The sequence below is a fragment of the Desulfocicer vacuolatum DSM 3385 genome, assembly GCF_900176365.1.
Classification (GTDB): Bacteria; Desulfobacterota; Desulfobacteria; order Desulfobacterales; family Desulfobacteraceae; genus Desulfocicer; species Desulfocicer vacuolatum.
The window spans coordinates 51,246-73,279 of record NZ_FWXY01000019.1; the positions used below are offsets into that span (position 1 = coordinate 51,246).

General features: G+C 48.8%; 18 protein-coding genes. 1 reads left to right on the forward strand and 17 read right to left on the reverse strand.

Translation table 11 applies throughout. The annotated features are described in order from the left end of the window. Positions 1-5: 5 nt before the first annotated feature. The 17 genes from B9A32_RS15840 to B9A32_RS15920 form a co-directional block, all read right to left on the reverse strand. A complete protein-coding gene (locus B9A32_RS15840) occupies positions 6-950 on the reverse strand; it encodes a D-2-hydroxyacid dehydrogenase (RefSeq protein WP_084070698.1) in 945 nt (314 codons plus the stop codon). 110 nt (positions 951-1,060) lie between these two features. Further along, positions 1,061-1,753: a hypothetical protein gene (locus tag B9A32_RS15845; protein ID WP_084070701.1), complete on the reverse strand. Its 693-nt coding sequence runs from the start codon at positions 1,751-1,753 to the stop codon at positions 1,061-1,063. Between the two features lie 2 nt (positions 1,754-1,755). Further along, a complete protein-coding gene (locus tag B9A32_RS15850) occupies positions 1,756-2,415 on the reverse strand; it encodes a potassium channel family protein (protein ID WP_084070704.1) in 660 nt (219 codons plus the stop codon). A 12-nt stretch (positions 2,416-2,427) separates the two neighbouring features. Beyond that, positions 2,428-4,044, reverse strand: coding sequence for a TrkH family potassium uptake protein (locus B9A32_RS15855; protein WP_084070707.1), 1,617 nt, complete (start codon positions 4,042-4,044; stop codon positions 2,428-2,430). Between the two features lie 51 nt (positions 4,045-4,095). Further along, positions 4,096-5,673: a sensor histidine kinase gene (locus B9A32_RS15860; RefSeq protein ID WP_084070710.1), complete on the reverse strand. Its 1,578-nt coding sequence runs from the start codon at positions 5,671-5,673 to the stop codon at positions 4,096-4,098. A gap of 17 nt (positions 5,674-5,690) precedes the next feature. After that, a complete protein-coding gene (locus B9A32_RS15865; protein WP_084070713.1) occupies positions 5,691-6,095 on the reverse strand; it encodes a response regulator in 405 nt (134 codons plus the stop codon). Positions 6,096-6,142: 47 nt separating this feature from the next. Further along, entirely contained in the window at positions 6,143-6,925 is a 783-nt protein-coding gene (locus B9A32_RS15870; protein ID WP_084070715.1) for a cytidylate kinase family protein, read from the reverse strand. A 50-nt stretch (positions 6,926-6,975) separates the two neighbouring features. Continuing rightward, positions 6,976-8,796 carry an SLC13 family permease gene (locus B9A32_RS15875; protein ID WP_084070716.1) on the reverse strand — a complete coding sequence of 607 codons (1,821 nt, stop codon included), beginning with the start codon at positions 8,794-8,796 and terminating at the stop codon, positions 6,976-6,978. Between the two features lie 419 nt (positions 8,797-9,215). Next, positions 9,216-10,574 carry a sigma-54-dependent transcriptional regulator gene (locus tag B9A32_RS15880; protein ID WP_084070717.1) on the reverse strand — a complete coding sequence of 453 codons (1,359 nt, stop codon included), beginning with the start codon at positions 10,572-10,574 and terminating at the stop codon, positions 9,216-9,218. A gap of 56 nt (positions 10,575-10,630) precedes the next feature. After that, positions 10,631-11,422, reverse strand: coding sequence for a type I 3-dehydroquinate dehydratase (aroD, locus tag B9A32_RS15885; protein ID WP_084070718.1), 792 nt, complete (start codon positions 11,420-11,422; stop codon positions 10,631-10,633). Between the two features lie 293 nt (positions 11,423-11,715). Continuing rightward, entirely contained in the window at positions 11,716-11,964 is a 249-nt protein-coding gene (locus B9A32_RS15890) for a thioredoxin domain-containing protein (RefSeq protein ID WP_084070719.1), read from the reverse strand. A gap of 2 nt (positions 11,965-11,966) precedes the next feature. After that, positions 11,967-13,388 carry a trimethylamine methyltransferase family protein gene (locus B9A32_RS15895; protein ID WP_084070781.1) on the reverse strand — a complete coding sequence of 474 codons (1,422 nt, stop codon included), beginning with the start codon at positions 13,386-13,388 and terminating at the stop codon, positions 11,967-11,969. 91 nt (positions 13,389-13,479) lie between these two features. Continuing rightward, entirely contained in the window at positions 13,480-15,048 is a 1,569-nt protein-coding gene (locus B9A32_RS15900; protein WP_084070720.1) for a BCCT family transporter, read from the reverse strand. Between the two features lie 14 nt (positions 15,049-15,062). Then, on the reverse strand, positions 15,063-15,986 hold the full coding sequence (locus tag B9A32_RS15905; protein ID WP_084070721.1) for an NAD(P)/FAD-dependent oxidoreductase: 924 nt from the start codon (positions 15,984-15,986) through the stop codon (positions 15,063-15,065). 13 nt (positions 15,987-15,999) lie between these two features. Further along, entirely contained in the window at positions 16,000-16,311 is a 312-nt protein-coding gene (locus B9A32_RS15910) for a thioredoxin family protein (protein ID WP_084070722.1), read from the reverse strand. Between the two features lie 442 nt (positions 16,312-16,753). Then, a complete protein-coding gene (locus B9A32_RS15915) occupies positions 16,754-18,322 on the reverse strand; it encodes a sulfatase family protein (RefSeq protein WP_084070723.1) in 1,569 nt (522 codons plus the stop codon). Between the two features lie 369 nt (positions 18,323-18,691). Next, complete coding sequence (locus B9A32_RS15920) at positions 18,692-20,056, reverse strand: sigma-54 interaction domain-containing protein (protein WP_170923866.1); 1,365 nt, start codon at positions 20,054-20,056, stop codon at positions 18,692-18,694. A 268-nt stretch (positions 20,057-20,324) separates the two neighbouring features. On the opposite strand from B9A32_RS15920, the gene B9A32_RS15925 reads away from it, so the two are divergent. Next, complete coding sequence (locus tag B9A32_RS15925) at positions 20,325-21,902, forward strand: SDR family NAD(P)-dependent oxidoreductase (RefSeq protein ID WP_084070784.1); 1,578 nt, start codon at positions 20,325-20,327, stop codon at positions 21,900-21,902. The last annotated feature ends 132 nt before the right edge of the window (positions 21,903-22,034 follow it).

Here is a 22,034-nt window from a genome sequence, read left to right on the forward strand (position 1 = left end):
CAAAATTAGTACCCATGCTCAAAATCAATCTGGTACATCAGGGCCTCATGATTGATGAACCGTTGATAATTTTCAACAAATATGGGAGCAATCTCACCGGGAAAACTCAATGCTGCCGTGTGGGAAGTAATAAGGGTATTGGGCGTCTCCCAGAATCCATGATCCGGCGGCAGGGGTTCTTCCTGGAACACATCCAGCACCGCCCCTGCAATATTTCCATTTTCAAGAGCCCGGATCAAGGACGGCTCATGGATGACATTTCCCCTGCCGACATTGATAATAAGGGCAGTGTCCGGCATGGCCTGCAACAGGGCATCATCAATGAGTCCGGTGGTGTCCGCTGTCTCCGGCAACACGCACACCAGATAGTCCAGTCCCTTAACAAAGGATGTCAGCTCCCGGAACAAATAACAGCAATCAATGTTTTTGCATTGGGTCTGGGTCCGGGAAAATCCCCGGGTTTTCATACCGAAAAATTTTGCAGCCCCGGCAATGGCCCTACCAATGGAACCGATTCCCATGATCCCCACATATTTTCCCATCAATGTCCCCGGCGGTGTGGTGTCCCATTGCTTTACAAGCTGGCTCTGGAATCGGTGAAGAAAACGGCGTTCATGTATTAACATATGACAGATCACATATTCGGCCATCATGGGCCCAAACACCTCTTTGACCCCCGTCAAAATATAATCCCGCCGCATGCCGGGTACCAGAAAAGGGGTAATCCCCGCCCACATGGACTGAACCCATTTTAATCGGGGGGCCCGGGAGATCAGTGGGCTCACAAGGGCCGGGGTTCCAAACATAATATCGCAGTCTGCCAGATGGGGTTCAGCCTGCTCCACATCCCGGCAAATTTCAATGGAAAGTCCCGGCAATGCTTCCGCAAGCAGAATGTCCCGATACTCATGGGCATCACTGGACAAAATAACAGCTTTAAATTCTTTCATCACACCTCCTTTATGACCCCATCCAGGCCTTCTTGATCTGCCAAAACAAATTTTAAAAATAAATGCGTCCTTTAACCAGTCCCAGATGATGGGAAACTATGTTAAACCAACTAAAACCAGGCTCGGAAATTGCCGGTGGCAACGGTTTGAAATTGAATTTTATCAAGCAGTTCATTTACGCCGTCAAACAGATTCTGAACCTCTCCCGGAACATCTGCCCCGGTGCAACGGCGCATGATATCTCCATTTTGATGGGCCCTGACCACCGCTTCTATCTCCCCCATGGGAACAAGCAGATTTTTGGAAAGCCGCCGTTTAAAAAGCATGCCTGCAAAAAAAACAGTGGCAGCCATGAACACAATGGCCCAGGCTCCGGCATATCCAAATTGCCGGGCCCTTAGATCGGCTCTTATCATGGCATCTCTATTAATTCCGGCCAGAAGAGTGATGGCCGTCACCGTGGCGTGCCGGGCTTTGACATCTCCGGCAAAGGCTTGGGAAAAGTTTGTATGAATGGCCTGCAATGCCCCAGGTTCCTTTGTTTCTGTTATATTGTTCTCCACCCGTTCCATGGCCCCCAGGAAGCTGTCTTTCAGCCCACCGTCCACAGCGCCGTCCGTCCCCATCAATGCAAGGGATGACAACATCTCTTCACACGCCTCCAGGGAAAGCTCATTGCGATCAATGATCACTTCAATGGCCGGGGCCATGCGCATGAAAATCCAGATGGAGCCCAAGGCCATGAGCAAGTTCAGTCCCATCAAAAACCATACGCCCATGTGCACCGTGCGTGCCGTCTTCATGGTCATACCCCCTTTATGAATTTTGTTATGGCAGCTTCATTGCACACCACCATGAGATTATCCTCGGCCTGAAGGGGTTCATGGGGAGAGGGTTGTATGATGCGATCAGGAGAGCCCCGGCGTATGGCCGCCACCAGTATACCAAAGCGTTTGGGCAATGCCAGCTCAATGAGATTTTTACCCACCATGGAGGGTTGTATCCGAATTTCCGTGAGATGAAGGTCATCCCCAATGGCCGTATCTGCAATGACATGTCGATACAGCAGGCGATTGGCAAATCGCATGCCAAATTCCTGCTCAGGATTGACAATCTTATGGGCTCCCACCAGGTGCAGAATGCGCTGGTGCATCTTATCGTTGGCCCGGGCAACAATAAAAGGCGCTCCCATCTGTCGAAGCAGTGCTGTACAGATGATGGACTGCTCCTTGGAATCATCACCAATGGCGCATACCACGGCATCCCGTTTATCCGGATGAAGCCGGGCAAGGGCCACCTCATCTGTGGCATCCATGGTCAGGGCCTCTGTTACAAAGACAGAGGCTTCCTGCACCAGATTTTTCCGGAGATCAACGGCCAGTACTTCTGCACCTTTTTGGGACAAGGTTCGGGCAAGGGACATGCCAAACTGTCCCAGGCCAATAATTAATATTTGTTGAATCATATCATAATACCATTATGTAAGGGTTATTTTTGCATCGGGACAGTGGGAAACAGGGGCAAGGGAAGCATTGCTGAGCAACATAAAAAGCGTCAACGGACCAATACGTCCAATGAACATGGCCAACATCACAACACACTTTCCGATCTGATCAAACTGGGCTGTGACACCCATGGAAAGCCCCACTGTGGCAATGGCTGAGGTGGCTTCAAAAATAATACTGCGGGCAGGAATCTGCTGGGTGACCTCCAGCATCAACACCACCATAAACCAGATCATCCCCCCGGAAATGACAATGGTAACGGCACGGAAAATGGTCACCGGGCGAATATGCCGATTCCCAAGGATCACCCCTTTACAATGGGTGATATTGGCCCAGAAAGTCATGGCAAGGATGGCAACTGTGGTGACTTTTATCCCGCCGGCTGTGCCACCGGGGGCACCCCCGATGAACATCAGACAAAGCATGACAAGGAACGTGGGGCTCATGACCCCGGCAAGATCCACGGAGTTAAATCCTGCGGTGCGAAGGGTTGCCGATTGAAACCAGGCATTGTGAATTTTATTGACAAAGGAGAGATCTGATAAAACACCATTCCATTCAAAGGCCAGAATAAACAGGGTGCCGGAAATCAATAAAACCGCCGTGGACACAAGATCGATACGGGCAGTCACGGGAATATTGCGGCCCCGCACCCACCGGGGAATCAATAAACTTGTGGCAGGGGCCATACCGCCGAAAATAATCAAAACAGCAACCATGTGCAAGACCATGGGGGCATCTTTATATGGTACCAGGCTCTGGGTCTGCAGGGAAAAACCGGCATTGCAAAAGGCAGATACGGCAGTGAAGCTCCCACGCCAGGCAGCCTGGCCGGGGCTGTCTCCCATGGTATAAAACACCCCTCCCAGAAAAATGGCCCCCACGGCTTCCACCAGAAAGGTAAATTTGAGGATCAACACAAGGGATGCCAACAGATCTTTGCGGTCGGCATCCATCAGAGAAGTCATGAGACGCTCCTGGCGTAAACTTAATCGCCTTCCCATGGCATGCATGGCAACGGTGGTAATACTCATGATGCCAAGCCCGCCGAACTGAATGAGAACAAGAATCACCCCCTGGCCTGCCATGGAAAAATCAGTGGGGGTATCCAGCACGGCCAACCCTGTGACACACACGGCACTCACAGAGGTGAATGCGGCATCCACAAGGGCAATGGGAGTATGGCCCATGATACCGGGCAAAAGAAGCATCAATGTACCCATAAGGCACAATCCCAGAAAAGTAAAAAAAACAATGGCTGCGGGACGATCCCACATATCTTCCCCGCCCCTGTGCCGGGCCGCGTTTTTTTCGGAAAAAAAAGATCTGAAGCAACCGGAACCGGGGCTGAAATCCAGCAACATAAAACTGCCGGTGATCAATGCCACCGCCCCCAGCAACGCCATAAAGGGGCTTTCCAGAAACCAGGGAAAGGCTGCAGCAAAACCGGCCCCCCCTGCCAACACCCCAAAAAACTTGCCGGGCCCGGGCCATCGAAACACGGTGATGGCACACAAAAAAGCCCCCAGAAAAGCCAGGCAGGCAAAGCCCAAGTGCCACATGGATGAAAAATAAGTTTGGTAAATCATAAAAACAAAATACGCAACATGAAATTTATTGAGAACCTTAAAAGACGGTACTCAAAGATGAAAAGAATGAAGTTCCGGAAAAGTAACCACCGGAAGAATAACATTAAAACTCGATCCGCTCCCCTCTTTGCTCGTAACCTTTATACTGCCGCCATGTTTGGCCACAATACCCTGGGACACACTTAACCCCAGCCCTGTCCCTTTGCCCTTGGGCTTGGTGGTGAAAAACGGATCAAACACCGATGAAACAATGTGACGGGGAATGCCCTGGCCATAATCAATCACAGCCACTTTAACGGCATCGGCTTTTTCCTCCAGGCACCCCATAACCTGTATTTTCCCTCCCTTTGACGAGGCATCCATGGCATTGAGCAAAAGGTTCACAAATACCTGCTGGAGTTTCTGGGCATCCCCATGTATCCGTGGAAGATCATCGGTGAATTGAATGTCCACAGTGATACCTGCCAGCCGAATCTGATTTTCCAGCAGGGTAATGGTCTCCTTTAACAGTTGATACAGATCCACAGATTCCATGGCAGAGGAACTTTCCCGGGCAAAATCCAGAAGATTGCGGATGATTTTCCGGGCACGATCTGTCTCTTCAGTTACATCTTTGAGCATATCTTTACGCTCGTCATCGGACAGATCTTGATAATCCTCCAGCAGCATGTGGGCTGTGAGCATGATATTGTTCAACGGGTTGTTCAGTTCATGGGCCACCCCCGAGGTAAGTGTTCCCACGGCCCTCATCTTATGGGTCTGGATGAGAACAGCTTCTCTGGTGTCAATCTCCTTGATCATTTCATTGATGGCCACTGCCAGATCCGTAAATTCATCCCGGAACTTTCGTTTGGGCAGGATGGGCCTGAAATCCCCGGAGGCAATGCGCTGGGCATAGGTGGAAAATCGACTGAGGGTTGTATAGATTCTGCCCACCAGCAACCACGCATTCATGGTCAGTATTACCAGCAATACCAGAATGGAATAGATATGAAAATCCCGGGATTGATCCAGGGATTTTTCAAGGGCCCGCTTCTCAACGGTCATCATACTTTCCGCCGAAGCAAGAATATCCTGACCATACTTCCGAAGCTTGGTTTCGATACCCTTGGAAAAGCCGGTTTTATGCAGCTCCACCACATTTTGCTGCTGTTTCTGGAACAACTGTCCCAAAAGCGATTCATAGGATTCAATCTTATTTAAAATACCCTCCCGGGTCATTTGATCCTGCAACTCGGCAAAGGTGTTTAACTCCCTTGTGAAAATTAACCGGGCAAGATGAATATTTTCAATGGCATCGCTGAGATTGGTACCATAGAGAAAATAATTTTTCTCATACCGACGGGCCTGTTGAACCTCGGCTGAAAATTCATTTACAAACTCAAGAAATTTCAGCCGGGTCTGTACCTTTTCATTGTTGAGAATGAGCACCACAGCAATGACCAACACAAACAAAAACACCAGAACATTTCCCAGATAAATCTGCTTTCTTACACTGAAATGTAACCGGGACATTAAGGTTTGCTGGGCTTCACGAATGTCAGCGATATGCCCGTACAGATGTTTTGCACTGCCGTCCACCTCGTTTTTGCTGCCGGAATTTTCTGAATTGTGCTGCGATATTTCCATTTTTCATTCATCCCCGTTCAGTTGACAGGTGCATTTAGATCAAGGGGAGATCCCAGGGCCTCAGCAGCTTTGGCAATGACTTTTCTCAAATCATCGGGTTTAAAGGGTTTGGCAATGAAATCAAAGGCACCCTGCTCCATGGCATCCCTTGCAAGGGAAATCATGGCATATCCGGTGATCATGATAATCTTTGTTCTTGGCCATTGATCATGAACCATTTCCAGCACCTGCATACCGTCCATCTCTTCCATATAAATATCGGTTACTACGATATCAAATTCCTTTTCCCCAATGCGTTTCATGGCTTCCCGGGGGTCCTGGAAAACCTCCACACAACATCCGATTTTTTCCAGGGCCGGTTTCAGGCGTTTCCCCACAATGAGTTCATCATCCAACAGCAAAATTTCAAGTTGATTTGACATTTGTGTCTCCTTGGTTCAAAAAGTTGGAATACAATTCCAGTCCGGTATCAACGATGGCCCAAGGCCGCCTCACTCACCATATCCACGTTCCAGTGAACCTCCAAATATCCCATGCCTTCCACCTTACCTGCAATCTCTTTTATGGCGGCAACTTTCTTTGCTTTTTCCCGTTTTAAAGAGGTAGTGGTCACCACCACAGTACCATTCTGGGCATGGACATGGATATTTGTCAATGTCTCTAATAATGCATTTTTAACCTTTGCAGCCAAAGCCCGGTCCGTTAACGTGTTTCTGGAATAGGTCATGGGTTTAAATCGCGGATATCCCACCGTGGAAGTGACCGTGTTCACGGCCTCATCCGATTTGATTTGATCCAGGTTAATCACCAGATCATAAAGCCTGGGATCGGCCTCCCGTCGCTGCCAGGCTGCCACAGACCACTTTTCCCGTTGTCGCTCCTTTTTGGTGTCTGTCATTGATGCAGAACCATCCCCCCCCACCAGGCGTACCTTCAATACATGGGACACCACTAAAACATAAAGATGCGCCCCCAATCCCCAGCAAACAATATCATCTTCCAATAAACGATCCAGCACCGCCGTTTCCACACAGGAAAGGTAATAGTGCCACATTTTGGAAGACATCCGCTTTAAAATGGACGGGGTTGTGATCATTGCCTCCCTCAATTTTGCAGAATCCAGGGAATATTGCCGGGCAATATCATCTAAAAACCTATGATTCAGGGTTTTATAGCCCAGTTTTTCGGCACTTTGCCGGGCAATTTTCTCTTCCAGTTCCTGATTATCCGAAGTAAAAATTAAAACAGACATGCTCTCCTCCTTATGGTCTCATGGGCATTTAGTGCACTCAACCCCCTTGGTTAAATACCGTAAATCAAACTGATCATTGCAATCATCACCACCAGAAAAATCACACTGACCAGGCTGCCTGCCTTGATGAAATCCACGGTGCGATACCGGCCTGGCCCCATGTAAAGGGCATTGACCTGATGGGTGGGCAGCATAAAGGAATTACTTGTGGCAAGTCCCACCACCAGGGCCGCCATTCTCGGGTCTGCACCGGCAGCAAGGGCCATGTTCACCACCAGGGGAACCAGAAGCACAGTGGCCCCGACATTGGAGATAACCAAGGTAAACATGGTGGATAAAATTCCGATAACCGTCATCAGTACTATGGGGGAAACATCCCCGATGATATTGAGGATACTGCCTGCGATCCATTCGGCAGTTCCTGTTTTCTGGGTGGCAATGCCCAGGGGGATCAATCCGGCCAGCAGAAAAATGGTACGCCAGTCCACGGATTGATACGCCTCATCAATGCTGATCACCCGGGTCACCACCATGCCAAGGGCTCCGGTCATCAAGGCCACGGACAACTGAATATCAAATATCATGATCATCACCAGGGAAAGCACAAGCCAGGCCCCGGCCCACAAAGCTTTTTCCGGTCTCATATCTTCAAGATCCGAGGGCATGCTGAACAAAAGCCCTCCTTCTCTGTGTAATGATTCCAGTCGTTTCCAGGTGCCGTAAAACCGAATCACATCCCCGGTCTGCAGGGCAATGGAATCAATTTCCGCCCGATAGGTCTCCTCCTGGCGATGGATCTCCAAAGGTGTCACACGGAATCGATCCTGGATACGGATATCCGCCAGTGTCATCCCGGCAAATTGTGATCTTGGAGAGACAACCGCTTCCACAGTACCTGAAATTGATGTGTCCAATTCACTGCTGTAACAATCAATGGTCTCTTTTAGTTCCATCTCTTCGGCAAGGGCCATGCGCTCTACATCTTGTTGCCTGCCGCACACCACAAGGTCCACCCCGGCCCGGATTTCCGATTCTGGAGACGGAGAAAGCGTTTTAAAATCAGGGGGCTCTGTCAATGCCAGCACATTGACAAGATATCTGCGGCGAAGATCTTCCACCCTTACGGGATCACGGTAATCCATGAAATCCTGGGAGGTGGTGAGCTCATAATGGGAATTTACGTTTTCTTCCTCTGCCATAAGACCGCCAATGGTGCAAAAGGCTTCGTTATCTTCTGTGCCCTGGCATTCTCCCTGGGGCAGGATAAACCGGCCCAGCACAATAAAGCAGGCAATGCCGCCGGCCACCAATGTAAGGCCGATGGGGGTGACATCAAAAAGCCCAAAGGGTTTCAAATTAAAGGGAAGTAAAAGATCATTGAGCAAAATCAAAGGAGAACAGCCCACCAGGGTGATGGTACCCCCCAGAATGGCGCTGAAACCCACGGGCATGAGCAACCGGCTCAGGGGAATCTTCTGCATTTTACTGATGCGTTGGATGGCAGGCAGAAAAAGAGCGGCAGCACCGATGTTCTGCATAAAACTTGAAATAACGGCCACAGTAAAGGAGATGGCCACGATGATCCGGGAGGTGCTGGTGCCTGCCACCGCCAGAACGGGTTTTACCAGCTTGTTGATCATACCGGTTTTGTCAAGGCCGGCACCGATGATGATAACGGCGATGATGGACACCACTGCGTTACTGCTGAGCCCCACAAAGGCCTCTTTGGGGGTTACCAGATGCAAAAGCGGCAGGGCCACCATCATCAGGATGGCCACCACATCCACCCTGATCCATTCCACAATGAATAGAAAAATAGCCAAGCCGATCATCACAAGCACCATAATCATGTCCGGTGTCAATTGTCCCATAATCTCTCCCTTGTCGTGTGTTAGTATTTTATTGTTCATTTGGGGCGGATTTCTGGGCTGCCCTGCCCTTATTTAATGCACCGTATCAGAAAAAATTTGCTCATTTTCAACAATTACCAACAAATCTGAATTCATCCCGGCTTACCTCCTGCCGGGATAGATTACAAATTATGTGCCAGGGCAAAAACAGACGAAAACAAGATTGTAACCAATTGAATTTAAAGATAAAAAAATATAGGTATAAATAATATTGAATTTTAAGCACTTCGATTTCAGAAAAGAATGTTGCAGAATGCAACCTTTGGAAGGGAAAAAGGCAAAATGTTCAAAAGAATTAAAGGGGAAGGGTATGTTGCAAAAGCGAACATGGATGTTTTAATAATCAACAAAGGGCTCATCAGCCCTTGTTTAACAAAAAATCATGATTCCAAACCAAATTTTTTAATCTTACGCCACAGGGAGGCACGATCAATACCCAGGATCTGGGCGGTTCGTGTTTTTGCATTATGGTTGATATTTAAAAGGTGGGCAATATAATCCCTTTCCAGCTCAGCCAGGGTCATCATATCTTTCTCAGGTCTTTGATAGGTATGAAGTTCAAGCGCTTCAAGGTCTGCCGGAAGATCACAGGCCCTGATTTCGTTGGATTGACTGATGGCAACGGCCCGTTCCAGAATATTTTCAAGTTCACGGACATTTCCGGGAAAGGCATATCCCTTTAAGAGGGACATGGCCCGGGAAGAGATGGCCCGTATCTGTTTTAAGCCCTTCCGGTTCAGACAATCCAGGATATGATAGGCCAGCAAAGGGATATCTTCACTGCGTTTGTGCAGGGCCGGAAGGTGAATGTTGACCACATTGATGCGGTAATACATGTCTTTTCGAAATCCACCACTCCCCACCTCATCTTTTAGATCTTTGGCCGTGGCCGAGAGCACCCGGATATCAACGGGAATGGCCCTGGTTCCCCCCACCCGAACAAGCTCCCCTTCCTGGAGTACCCGCAAGAGTTGCACCTGCATGGAGTGGGGCATTTCACCAATTTCATCCAAAAAGACAGTGCCCATGTTCGCCGTTTCCAGAAGTCCTGCCCGGGTTTTCACGGCGCCGGTGAAGGCCCCTTTTTCATGCCCGAACAGCTCACTGGCCAGAAGGGTTTCAGTAAAGGCGCCACAGTTCACCGCCACAAAGGGCCCCCGGGAACGTGTGCTTGTAAGATGGATACTTCTGGCCACCAGCTCCTTTCCCGTACCCGAGTCCCCGGAGATCAAGACACTGCAGTCTGTGGGGGCAATTTGATGAATCAATGTCTGAATGTCCCTGATTTTTGGGCTGTTCCCGATGATCACAGGGGGCGAGAGACTGCATTCGGTGTCATCTTTTACCTGGGCGGCCTGGGTTCTGAGTCTCTGACGGTTAAGGGCATTTTCCACAACTTCCAGAAACTGTTCCGGTGTAAAGGGCTTTTGCAGGTAGTGGAAGGCCCCTTCCCGGGTGGCTTCAATGGCATTGTCAATGGAGGCATAGCCGGTCATGAGAATTACATCTATGGCAGGAAAACGGGTCTTGATGGCAATCATCAATTCCATCCCATCCATGCCGGGCATTTTCATGTCTGTGACAACAAGATCATAGGGGGTATTTTTCATGCGCTTGAGAGCCCCTGCAGGATGGGTATAAGAGGAGACAAGATATCCCTGTTTTTCCAAGATTCGCCTCAATCGCTTGAGGGCAATACCTTCATCGTCCACCAGCATAATTCTGGCTGTTGTTGCCATCTGGCAATATCCTCCCTGTTTTTAGTTACCCACTTAAGGCAAAATAGCCTCTAAAATCAAGCATCTTCCCCCTTAGGAGACAAAACGCCCATGGCCCGTCGCAGATCCTGAATGGGAATCTGCCCCGGTGCAGAGGCGCTGTCACCCATGGCAAAGGTCACATCAGAGCCAAAAAGCCCCCCGGCAAGGCGACTGATAAGGCCCATTTTTTCCATGGATATGGTGATCATGGGAATTTTAAGAAAATCTGTTCTGGCCTTTAAAGTGGCACTTAACAATAAAAGGACATCCTGGTAACCGGTGGGCATGGCCGCAAGTTTGGCAATGTCCGCCCCCAGATCCTGGGCCCGGCCCAGACGATTGAGGATCACGCTTTCATCCGGAGTTTTTTCAAAATCATGGGAGGACAATATCAATTTAACACCGTTTTTGTCTGCCCCATGGCGAATGGTTTTAATAAAGGTTTCATCATTGCAAAGTTCAATGTCCACAATATCAACCAGCCCCGTTTCCATGGCCCGGCAAATGATATCCAGTCGTGCGTCACGATGCCGGGAAATGAGACCCATTCCCCCCTCAACATCAATGCGGCAGGTGAATATTAAAGGGACCTCTTCCATGACATTGCGCAGATGTGAAAGGGTTGTCATCACCTCTTTGCCGTCTTCCACAGTGTTCAGGGCATCAACACGCCACTCCAGAAGATCTGGCTCAAGGGGCATAAGCTTTTGGGCCTGGAGCAGTAAATCCGTCCGGTCCGTTGCCACCAGGGGCAGGCAGATCAATGTGTCTGGGCCACCAATGATTTTTCCCTTCACATGCACCGGATGCCGGCAATCCATCCTCATTTTATTTTTCCTCTCAACTTTTCGCCAAGGCGCCCCCTTTCCGAATTTCCGGTTCAGTGGGGACGAAATGGGTCTTACTGGCTTAACGTTAGTCCCCGGCTTTGCCTGGGGAGTCCACAAAAATTTATTTTTTTGCGAGGCACTCTTTAAAAAGTCTCTCCATAATGAACCGCCAAAGTTCTAACGGGAGAAACTTTTATGAAGAGTGTCTGTAGTTTAAACCATAGTAGGTAGGAATGTAAATATATATAACCGGCATGTCCCGGCGGACACCACAAATATAGGAAATGGTATTATGCCAATGCCTTGAACAGGGCAAGAAGATCATCGGGCAAAAGCGGGGTTGCCCGGCTCACAATGGAGCCGTTGATTTCAAGCACGGGAACGCTGTCCAGGAGCCCCTGACGGGTAATGGCAAGATTATCGGACACCATTGATATGCGGGCTTTAATTCCAGATTGGCGGACGGCTTTTTTCACCCGGCTTTCCAGGATCATCAACCGTCCGGGGTCCAGATCCAGAACACGGATCAAGTGGGTCATGGTTACAGGCCTACCTTGTTAATATAATCCTTCAGCGCAGTGTCAACATCTGGATCAAGCAGTGTTTCCGGGGCCTTTGCCAGCACCTCTTTAAAGGTTTTATTGGCCCTTGTCACCAGATCCTCTTTTCCGGCCGCCTCCCAGGCATCATGGGCATTCCAGTCTGAGATATCCGGGCTCCACATATTTCTGCACTCTTTAAATGTGGACGGGTGCATGAGATAGGTGCCGCCGTGGCCGATTTCCTGGATGGCTTTCACAGCCAAATCCTCATCTGTGGTATTGATTCCCTGTTTAATTCTCAGACATCTGGAGATGATCTCCTGATCAATGATCATTTTCTCATAGGACAGGGTCATGAGGGCATCCAGGGTTCCCAGGCATTGCACACCGATGTTGGCACCGCTTAACACACCCATCAGAAGGCTCATCATGGTTTCATACCCGGCCTGGCAGTCAAGTTCCTTGGAATGGGTGATTCCGCACATGGTCCGGGTGGGCAGGTTGTAATACTCATTGCCCATCTGGATATTGGGGGTGTTAATGAGCATGGCCTCGGGGGTGCCGGCGGCAAAGGCGCCGGTTTGCATATGGCCGGTGGTGGAGGCTGTGGCATACACAATGGGGGCCCCGGGGCGGGTCATCTGGGTGAGAACAATCCCGGCCAGAAGTTCTGTATTCTGAAGCACTGCCGTGCCTAATAAACTGATGGGCCCGGAAATGCCCGCCATGATGCAGGGAGCCAGCAGGGTGACCTGATTGCGTTTGGCGTACGCCATGATGGTTTCCACGGTTTCCGATGCAAATCCCAGGGGCGTCAGGGGGTTGACAAGCACCCCGAGACAATGGTGATCTTCAAGGAAATCAGCTCCGCCAAAGGCCAGGTTGATCATATCAAAATTCTGCCGCACCTTGTCCCCTTCAAAACAGAACCCGATGATGGGTTTATCTGTATTTTTCAGAATTTCGTACATCATGTGGAGATGCTTGGCTTCAGAATCCACGTCAGAGGGGTCCACGGGAATGGTACCGTTTAAATGAACATATTTTCCGGCCTGGCATATTTTAATGACATTGGCATAATCTTCCAGGGTGGCTTTTCGTCTGCCGTTTTCCATGTCCTGGATAAACACCGGTCCCACATTGGGTTGGACCAGAAAGCCCTCCCCCACAGTGACGCTGTGTTTGGGGTTTCTGGCGGTCCATTCAAAGGTGGAAGGACAGGTGGCCAGGGCATCAGTGACCATTTTTTCCGTGATAAATACGGTCTCGCCATCCACTTTGGCCCCATTTTTTTTGAACATCTCAAGGGCTTCCGGGCAATGGAATTTAATACCGGTTTCCTTTAAAATTTTAAGGGAGGCATTGTGAATTTTGTCAAATTGATCTTTAGAAATAACTTCCAGTGTATTGTTCAAGGGCATTATATTTTCCCCAATTTTTATGTTTTTATATAACATACATGGCTGTAAGCACCGGCCACGACCAATAATGAAAAAGTAGTTACCACGAAGTTTATTGGTCTTCACAGGCCTTGTGAAGCATTTTAAACAAAGAGGCTGCCATCATAAAGGTGATGATGGCAAAGGGTGCTCCTGCGATAATGGAGGCCTTTTGCAATGCTGCAAGTCCCCCTGATGCCAGAAGTACCAGGGCCAGCGATCCGATGAAGATTCCCCAGATCAGCTTCATGGGAGTATTGGGCTCGGTCTCTCCTCCAGACATCTGCATGGCCACAAAAAACGAGGCTGAATCGGCAGAGGTCACCAGAAAAATGATAAGATTTAAAAAAACCACAATGGCCATGAAAGATCCCATGGGATAAGTGGAAAGCAATACGTAGATTCCGGACCCCATGTCTGCTTTAAGGGCCGCAGCAATATCCGCAGCACCGGCAATCTGGGCAGACTGGGCCGCTCCGCCCACAATGGAAAACCAGACTATGGCCACAATGGAAGGCACCAGGCACACCCCGATGATGAACTCTCTGATGGTTCTGCCCTTGGAGATCCGGGCCACAAACCCGCCGCAAAAGGGACCCCAGGAGATCCACCAGATCCAGTAAAACACGGTCCACCATTCCAGCCACTGGCCTTTGGTACCATTGGCATCGGTCCAGAAGGTGGCAAACACAAAGTTGGTGATATAGGAACCCGCTGTCTGCACCGTGAGGCTGAGCAATTCTTTTGTGGGGCCGGAAAAAAGGATAAAGGCTCCCCAGCAAAAGGCAATGGCAATGTTGATGGTGGAGAGATTCTTGATGCCCTTGTCAATGCCGGAAACCGCAGACAGAATGTAAAGCCCGATGAGGACAGCCATGAAAATAAGCTGGCCCGTGGTGCCAAGGGGGCTTCCGAAAATATGCTCAATTCCGGCATTGGTACTCATGATGCCAAGGCCAAGGGCCGTGCTCACCCCGGCAATGGTGGCAAAAGCGGCCAGGATTTCAATCACTCTGCCCAAGAAACTGTTGGTGATCTTATCCCCAAACAGACCGTAAAGGGAGATGGAAACATTCATGGGTTTGCCCATGCGATAGGCAGGAAAAGCAATGGCCAGTCCCACCAGGGCAAAAATACCCCAGGCATGGATTCCCCAGTGCATGACCCCGATTTGTATGGCAATGGGGCGGGCTGCCGGGGTGGCTGATTCTGCCAGATAGGGGGTATTAAAATAGTGCATGATGGGCTCACCCACGGCCCAGAAGGCATATCCCACCCCCACCCCGCAGGAAAATAACATGGCAATCCAGGAAATGTAACTGAATTCCGGTGTATCGGTTTCTTTGCCCAGTTTTAAATTGCCATATTTGCTAAAGGCTATGACCATGATGATTCCAAGATACAGGGCCACGGAAAGAATGAAAAACCAGGAAAAGCGTGAGGTAATCCAGGACTGCATGGCGGAAAGACCGGCATCAAAGCTTTGGGGGGCAACAAATCCATAAATCACCGCAAACAGCGTAACTGCACCGGTGACAAAAAAAATCATGGGATCATAATTGCCAAGAATTTTTGAAAAGCCGCCTTTGTCGGCATTTGCTTGATCTGTGGGGTCTAAATCTAAGGTCTGTGTAGGTGACATCTTTTTTTCCTTTTTTATCGCACCGACTGTCGCAAGTATTCAGCAGCGCTCAGTGCTGCCACTGTTGCATCGTTCATGGCAGTGGTGATCTGGTAATATTTTTTATTTACAATGTCTCCGGCAGCATACACACCGGCAAGGCCTGTGCCCATATCCGGCGCCACATTGATATACCCGTGGCTGTTCAGGGGAAGCTGATCCTGGAACAGCTCCACCTGGGTTTCATGGCCCATGTAGACAAAAATACCGTCCATGGGAAATGACGTGATTTCTCCCGTATCCCTGTGCCGGAGAGTAACCCCTTTTAAGCGATCATTTTCCTCATCAAGGGATTGAATTTCAGTGGAGGTGAAAATATCCACCCGGCCTTTGTGTTTAAGCAGTTCCTCCTGGGCCTGGGCCGAAGCCATGAGGCGGTCCATCTGTTCAACAATGGTGATGTGTGACACCCCCAGGGAGAGAAGATAGTCTGACTCTTCAATGCCCGAATTACCGCCCCCCACCACAAGGACCCGCTTGCCCTTGTAGCCGGAACCGTCACAGATGGCGCAATAGTGGATGGATTCACAATCGGTGTCCAGGGGCAGTTGCCTGGGCCGCCGTCCTGTGGCAAGGATGACCACCGGGGCTTTCAATGTCCCTTCATCGGTTTTCACCTCTTTTTGCGAAGCATCCAGGGAGAGCCCATCCACCTCAATAACCTCACGGATCTCAACACCCATGGACGTCACTTGATCCCGGACCTTTTCCATGAGATCCATCCCCCCAATACCGGGTTGGGAGGGAAAATTTTCCAGGCAATAAGTGGTGTTCACCAACCCGCCGCAAACACTTTTTTCCAGAATAACGGTTTTCAGGTTGGCCCTGGCCGCATAAATGGCAGCCGTCATACCGGCAATGCCGCCTCCCAGAATAATAATATCGTAATTGTCTTGCATGGGGTCCTCCATATCAGCTGACTATTTTTGTAAGCTGACGATAGGTGATGTCCCCGCTTTTTTCAGCGATTTTTTCACCGTCTTTAAAAATAAAAAGAGACGGAATCCGGCCCACATTAAGTGTTTTAACTGTGGCAGGACAATCTTCTCTGTTTAATTGATAATAATTGATCTCCTTGTCCTGGGCTGCGGGCATGCCGGAAAACTTGGTGAGGATTTTTTTCATGGCATTGCAATAGGGGCATTTATCTTTATAAAAAAGAACGATGTTCAATCCATCAGCAACAACAGATTCAAACTCGGTATCTGTAAGCTCTTTAATCATTTTTTTTCCTTTGAAATCAATTTTATCCTGAAATTATTATTCAGTACAGGATGGGATCTATCTGTAACGATTTTTTTATTAACAATAAAACTTCCGGGCAGCCTCAGCAGAGCCCCTCCGAGGGGTAATAGGAACCGGCCAATTGAGCTGTCTACAGTTCTGGGCCGGGACCATTACCCTCGGAGGGGCGGTATAATGCCATTTGGCTCCGCGTCTACGACCCTATATTTCTTGTGTCCGACAGGACATGCCCGTTTTATATGAAACTCTGCCCAATGATTTTTAATAACCCCAAAGTCATAAGTTCTCATGTGCCATTGAATTCATTGGGCATGCTCAAACATTCCCAAACAATTAAATCCAATGATTTCAAAATAATATCCAAAATCAAGACCAGGCAGATGAAGAACTTATGACTGACGAAGTAATAACCGGAAGTTATTTAATCCATATCTGGATAAATGGATTCTGCTTTTAGTTCCAGCATGAACTCCCGAAGCTTGTCATACATTTCCCTTGCCTTTTCAGGATGCTTTTCTGCGATATTCTCAAGCTGAAAGGGATCTTTTGAGCGGTCAAACAGAGAATCTTTGTCCGGCACTTCGGTAAGAGAGCCCGGCACACAAGTCCACTGGTTTTCCTGCTGGGCCTTTATCCGATCAAACATGGTACTGGTGTCCCCCACCCCTTCGGACACCTCACCTTCCTGAATGTCAAATACCTCAAACATGGTTTTACCCCCGGCTTCGGAATTTTCCAGGGCCACCGTGTTCAGCCAGTGAATATAGGACCACTCCTTGGTGATGATGGACCAAGACTGGCCAAAAAAACCTGTAATCAGCATATCCCGGATATCATCCACCTCTCCCTTAAGCAGGGGCCATAAGCTTTTACCCTGCATGTCTGCCCAGGCTTCTTTGGGAATGTTCATCCACTCCATCATGGTGGGAGTGATATCAATGTTCTGGACCAGGGCATCTTTTCGGGTACCGGCCTCAAGACCGTCGGCCTTGATGATCATGGGAACGTGTACCAGCTCCTCATAGGGCCAAGGGCGACATTTTCGAACAATGCCATGGCCGTGCTCGTCATTGCCCAGGGGTTCACCATGGTCAGCCATGAGAACCACCATGGTATCCTTTTCCAGCCCCAGGGTTCTGATTTTGTCCAGAACCTTGCCCAGCCATTTATCCACATTGGTCACTTTTTCAGCATACAAGGCCCGGATGTGTTCCATTTCCCGTTCTGTGTACACATTGTCTGCATAGGTGGATACGGGATTCCAGATCTCCTGGCCGTCGTAATCCGGATCATAGGGACATTTGAGGTCATCATCATAGATTGAAGGGGCATCCCAGGGCTCATGGGGATCAAAGGAATCAATCCAGAGAAAAAAGGGTTTGTTACGATCTGCTTCTTCCAAAAATCGGATGGACTGTTTGGCGATCTGGGCCACGTTCTGGTCAGCATCGGTTTTCCAGTACTGGCGCTGGGCAAGATATCCTTTCATCTCATCTTTGGAAAATTCAGACCACATCTCCTCCACTTTTTCACCGTTTTCATCGGTGCGATAGGAGGGCTTGTGATAGTCTTCCATTTTCAGGTGATAAAGGGGATCTTCAGCATAATAGTGATTATCATCATCATGCCCCCTGAGGTTGTAAACATAGTCGAACCCCCTCTGATAACCATATTTGGGCAGATGCATCACGGCGGTGTCCGTGATCAGGGCGGAATAGGTGGAATAACGCCAGAGGATGTCAGCAATGGTGGTATCATCCAGCTCCAGGGGGGACCAGCCCCGGTAGGGCAGGGTGTATCGCCCGGTGAACAGGGCCCGGCGTACCGGAATGGTGGGCAGTCCTTCGGAATAAACATTGTCCAGGACCACGCCTTCCCGGGCCAGCCTGTCAAAATTGGGAGTTTTTATATTGCCGCCGTAACATCCCATATAATGCCATTGAAGACTGTCACACATGATCATGACCACATTTTTATTTCTTTTCTGCATTGTTTTTTCTCCTGAAAATAAACTTTAATTGATATGCTGCCGTCCCATTCATCAATGGGCGTGTTTTATCAGCTGTGTTTTTTTGGCTTTGTCACTGTATTCATTCCAAAAAATATGCCATTTATTTTCAATGAAAATATTATGCTCTAACCCACTGAATTTAAAAAATAATATAATTTTAAAGAAATATTTATTCTTAATAGAGCAAAAGAAAAAACACGACAACAATGTCGTGTGCGTGCAGATCAAAAACCAAAATATCCTGAATTAAAAGGAGAATGGGGGAATAGCGACAAAGATGTCGTAATATGCGTCATATTACGTAATTTGGTTGGAAATTTTATTTTCTAACAAAAAAAATGATGAAGCCTATTTAATTGCGTGCTTTTTCAATTTTCTTTGAAGGGTCCGCATGGAAAGACCAAGCAAAGAGGCAGTTTCCCCTTTTTTCCATCGACATTTTTCAAGGGCAGTTGTTATTAATCGGTGCTCATAGGTGTCCAGGGCCTGGGGCAGGCTTTGGATACCATCAATGCTTTTTTCCAGGGAATGGATCTCCAGATCCTGGGCAACCACGGTGGGCAGGTGAAGTTTTCCCAGGGTGAGATAACGGTCAATAACATTTTTCAATTCCCGCACATTGCCGGGCCAGGAATAGGATTGCATCTGCAACCGAAGAAAGGCTGGCATTTCCTTGGGTTCCCGGCTGCTGACATCGGCCTTTAAAAAATGATCTATGAGCAGAGGGATGTCTTCCTGCCTCTCCCTTAAAGCCGGCATGGTCAAGGGAACCACATTGATCCGATAAAAAAAGTCCTCTCTCATTTTTCCCCGGCGGACCAGGTCTGAAAGATCCCGATTGGTGGCGCTGATAAGTCTGAAGTCAGATTGTCGCAGTTCTTTCCCGCCAATGGGAGTATAACCGATGCCGTCCAGTCCCCGGAGAAGTTTGGTCTGAAAATTCAATGAAATTTCCCCCACCTCATCCAGAAACAAGGTGCCCCCCTTTGCCAGTTCAAGATAGCCGGGTTTGTCCGATGTGGCCCCGGAAAAGGTGCCTTGTTTGTGACCGAAAAACTCCCTTTCCAACAGATTTTCAGGAATGGCTCCGCAGTTCACCGGCACAAAGCGTTTTTGACTCCTGGCACTCAGGGTATGAACGGCATGGGCCGCAAGCTCCTTACCGGTACCGGATTCTCCGGTGATGATAACGGAAGAATCTTTTTCAGCCAGCTTGAGAATAAGATCATAAACGTCCTGCATGGCATCACTTTTGCCAATGAGCTGCTCCAGGCGAAATCGCTGCCCCATGGAAGATTTAAGCCTTATATTTTCTTCCTGCAATGCGATCTCAACGGTTTTCTGATCTGTGATATCTGTGAGCAGGCCGTCAATGAATTTAACCCTTCCTGTGCTGGAAAAAATACCGATGCCTTCTTCTTTGACCCACTTATCCTGACCCTCCGAGGTGCGGATGCGGTATACCAGGCAATATCGGGGGGATTGGGCGGTTATCCGGCTTAAGGCCTGTTTATTCCGGTCCTGGTCATCTTGGTGAACAATTTTCCGGAAAGCCTGTTTTTCAATGAGGTCTTTGGGCATGTAGCCGATAAGGGATTTAGACCCCCGGGAGGCATAGATGATGGTAAGCTCTTTGTCGTTGAGGCATCGAAACGCCATTCCCGGCAGATTCCCCAAAAGATCACCAAGGTCTGTATTTGATTCCAGGTGCATTTTTGCTCCCATAAAATTAAAAATTTGAGCTTATAAAAGGAATCTGTTTTTGTCAATTCCCGCAAATTCAAGCCCCTGAGCACCTTGTGCCGTGATGGACAAAAAAGCCAATTTATGATAAACAACGAGCCATAATCAAGCCCCCTTTAAATAAGAGAAATTTGTGGCATAGGGAGTAAAAATTCGGCTTGCTAATGTAAAAGTTTGGGCAGTGCCGTTGCCAAAAAAGAAATCCACCCCAAAACATGGGCAATGTAAAGCCCCAAAGGTGAGCATCATCAATACAGAAACTGTCAACACAGATATTACCGACACCCGGGATACCCTTAACGCCATTCGAAGCTGCATCCCCATTTTGGAACAGATTGTGGAACGATCAGAACTATTGTCCCATTTATCTGAAACAGAGCGCATTGCCCTGGTGACAGCGGCCGGAAAAATCTCCCGGCCTGACCGCAAAGAGATCAAGAAACGAAACAAAGAAAAAAAGCGGCAACAACGATTGGCCATTGTAAAAAAAGAACGAAATCTGAGGGCTGCCACAGGCATCAGAAAAGCCAGGGAAACCGATGTATTCACCGCCCCCATGCAAATTTCATATAACGCAGAAAAAGAGGATCATCTGTCCGAACAAACCCTGGAAACTCCCCGCAACTGCTATGTATGCAAGGCAGAATTCACAAAACTCCACCATTTTTATGACACCATGTGCCCGGCCTGTGCCCAGTTCAATTATGAAAAACGGTTCCAGACGGCCTCTTTAAAGGGACAAGTGGCCTTTATCACCGGCTCTCGCCTTAAAATCGGGTACCAGGCCACCTTGATGATGCTAAGGGCCGGAGCCAGGGTCATTGCCACCACCCGATTTCCCAAGGATTCGGCCCTGAGATTTTCCGGGGAACCTGATTTTTCAGACTGGGGACACCGCCTGCAGATTTATGGCCTGGATCTTCGCCACACACCCAGTGTGGAATTGTTCACCGACTACATCAAAGATACCTACCACCGTCTGGATATTCTCATTAATAATGCGGCCCAGACCGTGCGCAGACCCCCGGGATTTTATGCCCACCTCATGGACAACGAGGCCAAAGATATTTCAAAATTGCCCCCCCGGGCCCAAACCCTCCTGAAAGAGCATGAAACCTGCATCTCCCAACTGGAATACGGGTACACCGATAATGTGGGTAAAGAAAAGGCACTTCCTGTTACCTGGAACGGCAGTGCCCCGGGGGTGGGATTGCGCATGTCTGCCCAATTATCCCAGATCCCTTACTCCTATGATCATTGTGTGGATGTGCCAGAGGTGTTTCCGGCGGGAAAACTGGATGCGGATCTCCAGCAGGTGGATTTACGTAAAACCAACTCCTGGCGATTGCGTCTGGGGGAGATTCCCACATCGGAAATGCTTGAGATCCAGCTGGTCAATGCCGTGGCCCCCTTTGTGCTTTGCAACCGCCTGGCAGAGATCATGAAGCTTGATAACACAGGGCAGAAACACATTGTCAATGTATCTGCCATGGAGGGCAAATTTTTAAGATTTAAAAAAGGAAGCCGTCACCCCCACACCAACATGGCCAAGGCGGCCCTTAACATGCTCACCCACACCGCCGCCAGTGACCTTGCCAAATATGGCATTTTCATAAACGCCGTGGACACGGGCTGGGTCACGGATGAAGATCCTGCCACCCTGGCAAGACTCAAGGAAGAGCGCCACGATTTCCAGCCTCCCCTGGATATTGTGGATGGTGCGGCCCGTATCTGTGATCCCTTTTTCCATGGCATCCTCACGGGAAAACACTGGTGCGGTAAATTTTTAAAGGACTACTTTCCCATTGATTGGTAGGCAATCTAAAGCCGGGCTTCGTTTTCCAGAAGTGCTTCCTCAAAAGTATAAATTACTTTTATGAGAATATGAAGGATGCCGAAAATTAAAAACTTTTCCCGCCATATTTTGAAACATTGGGGGCAAGTATTA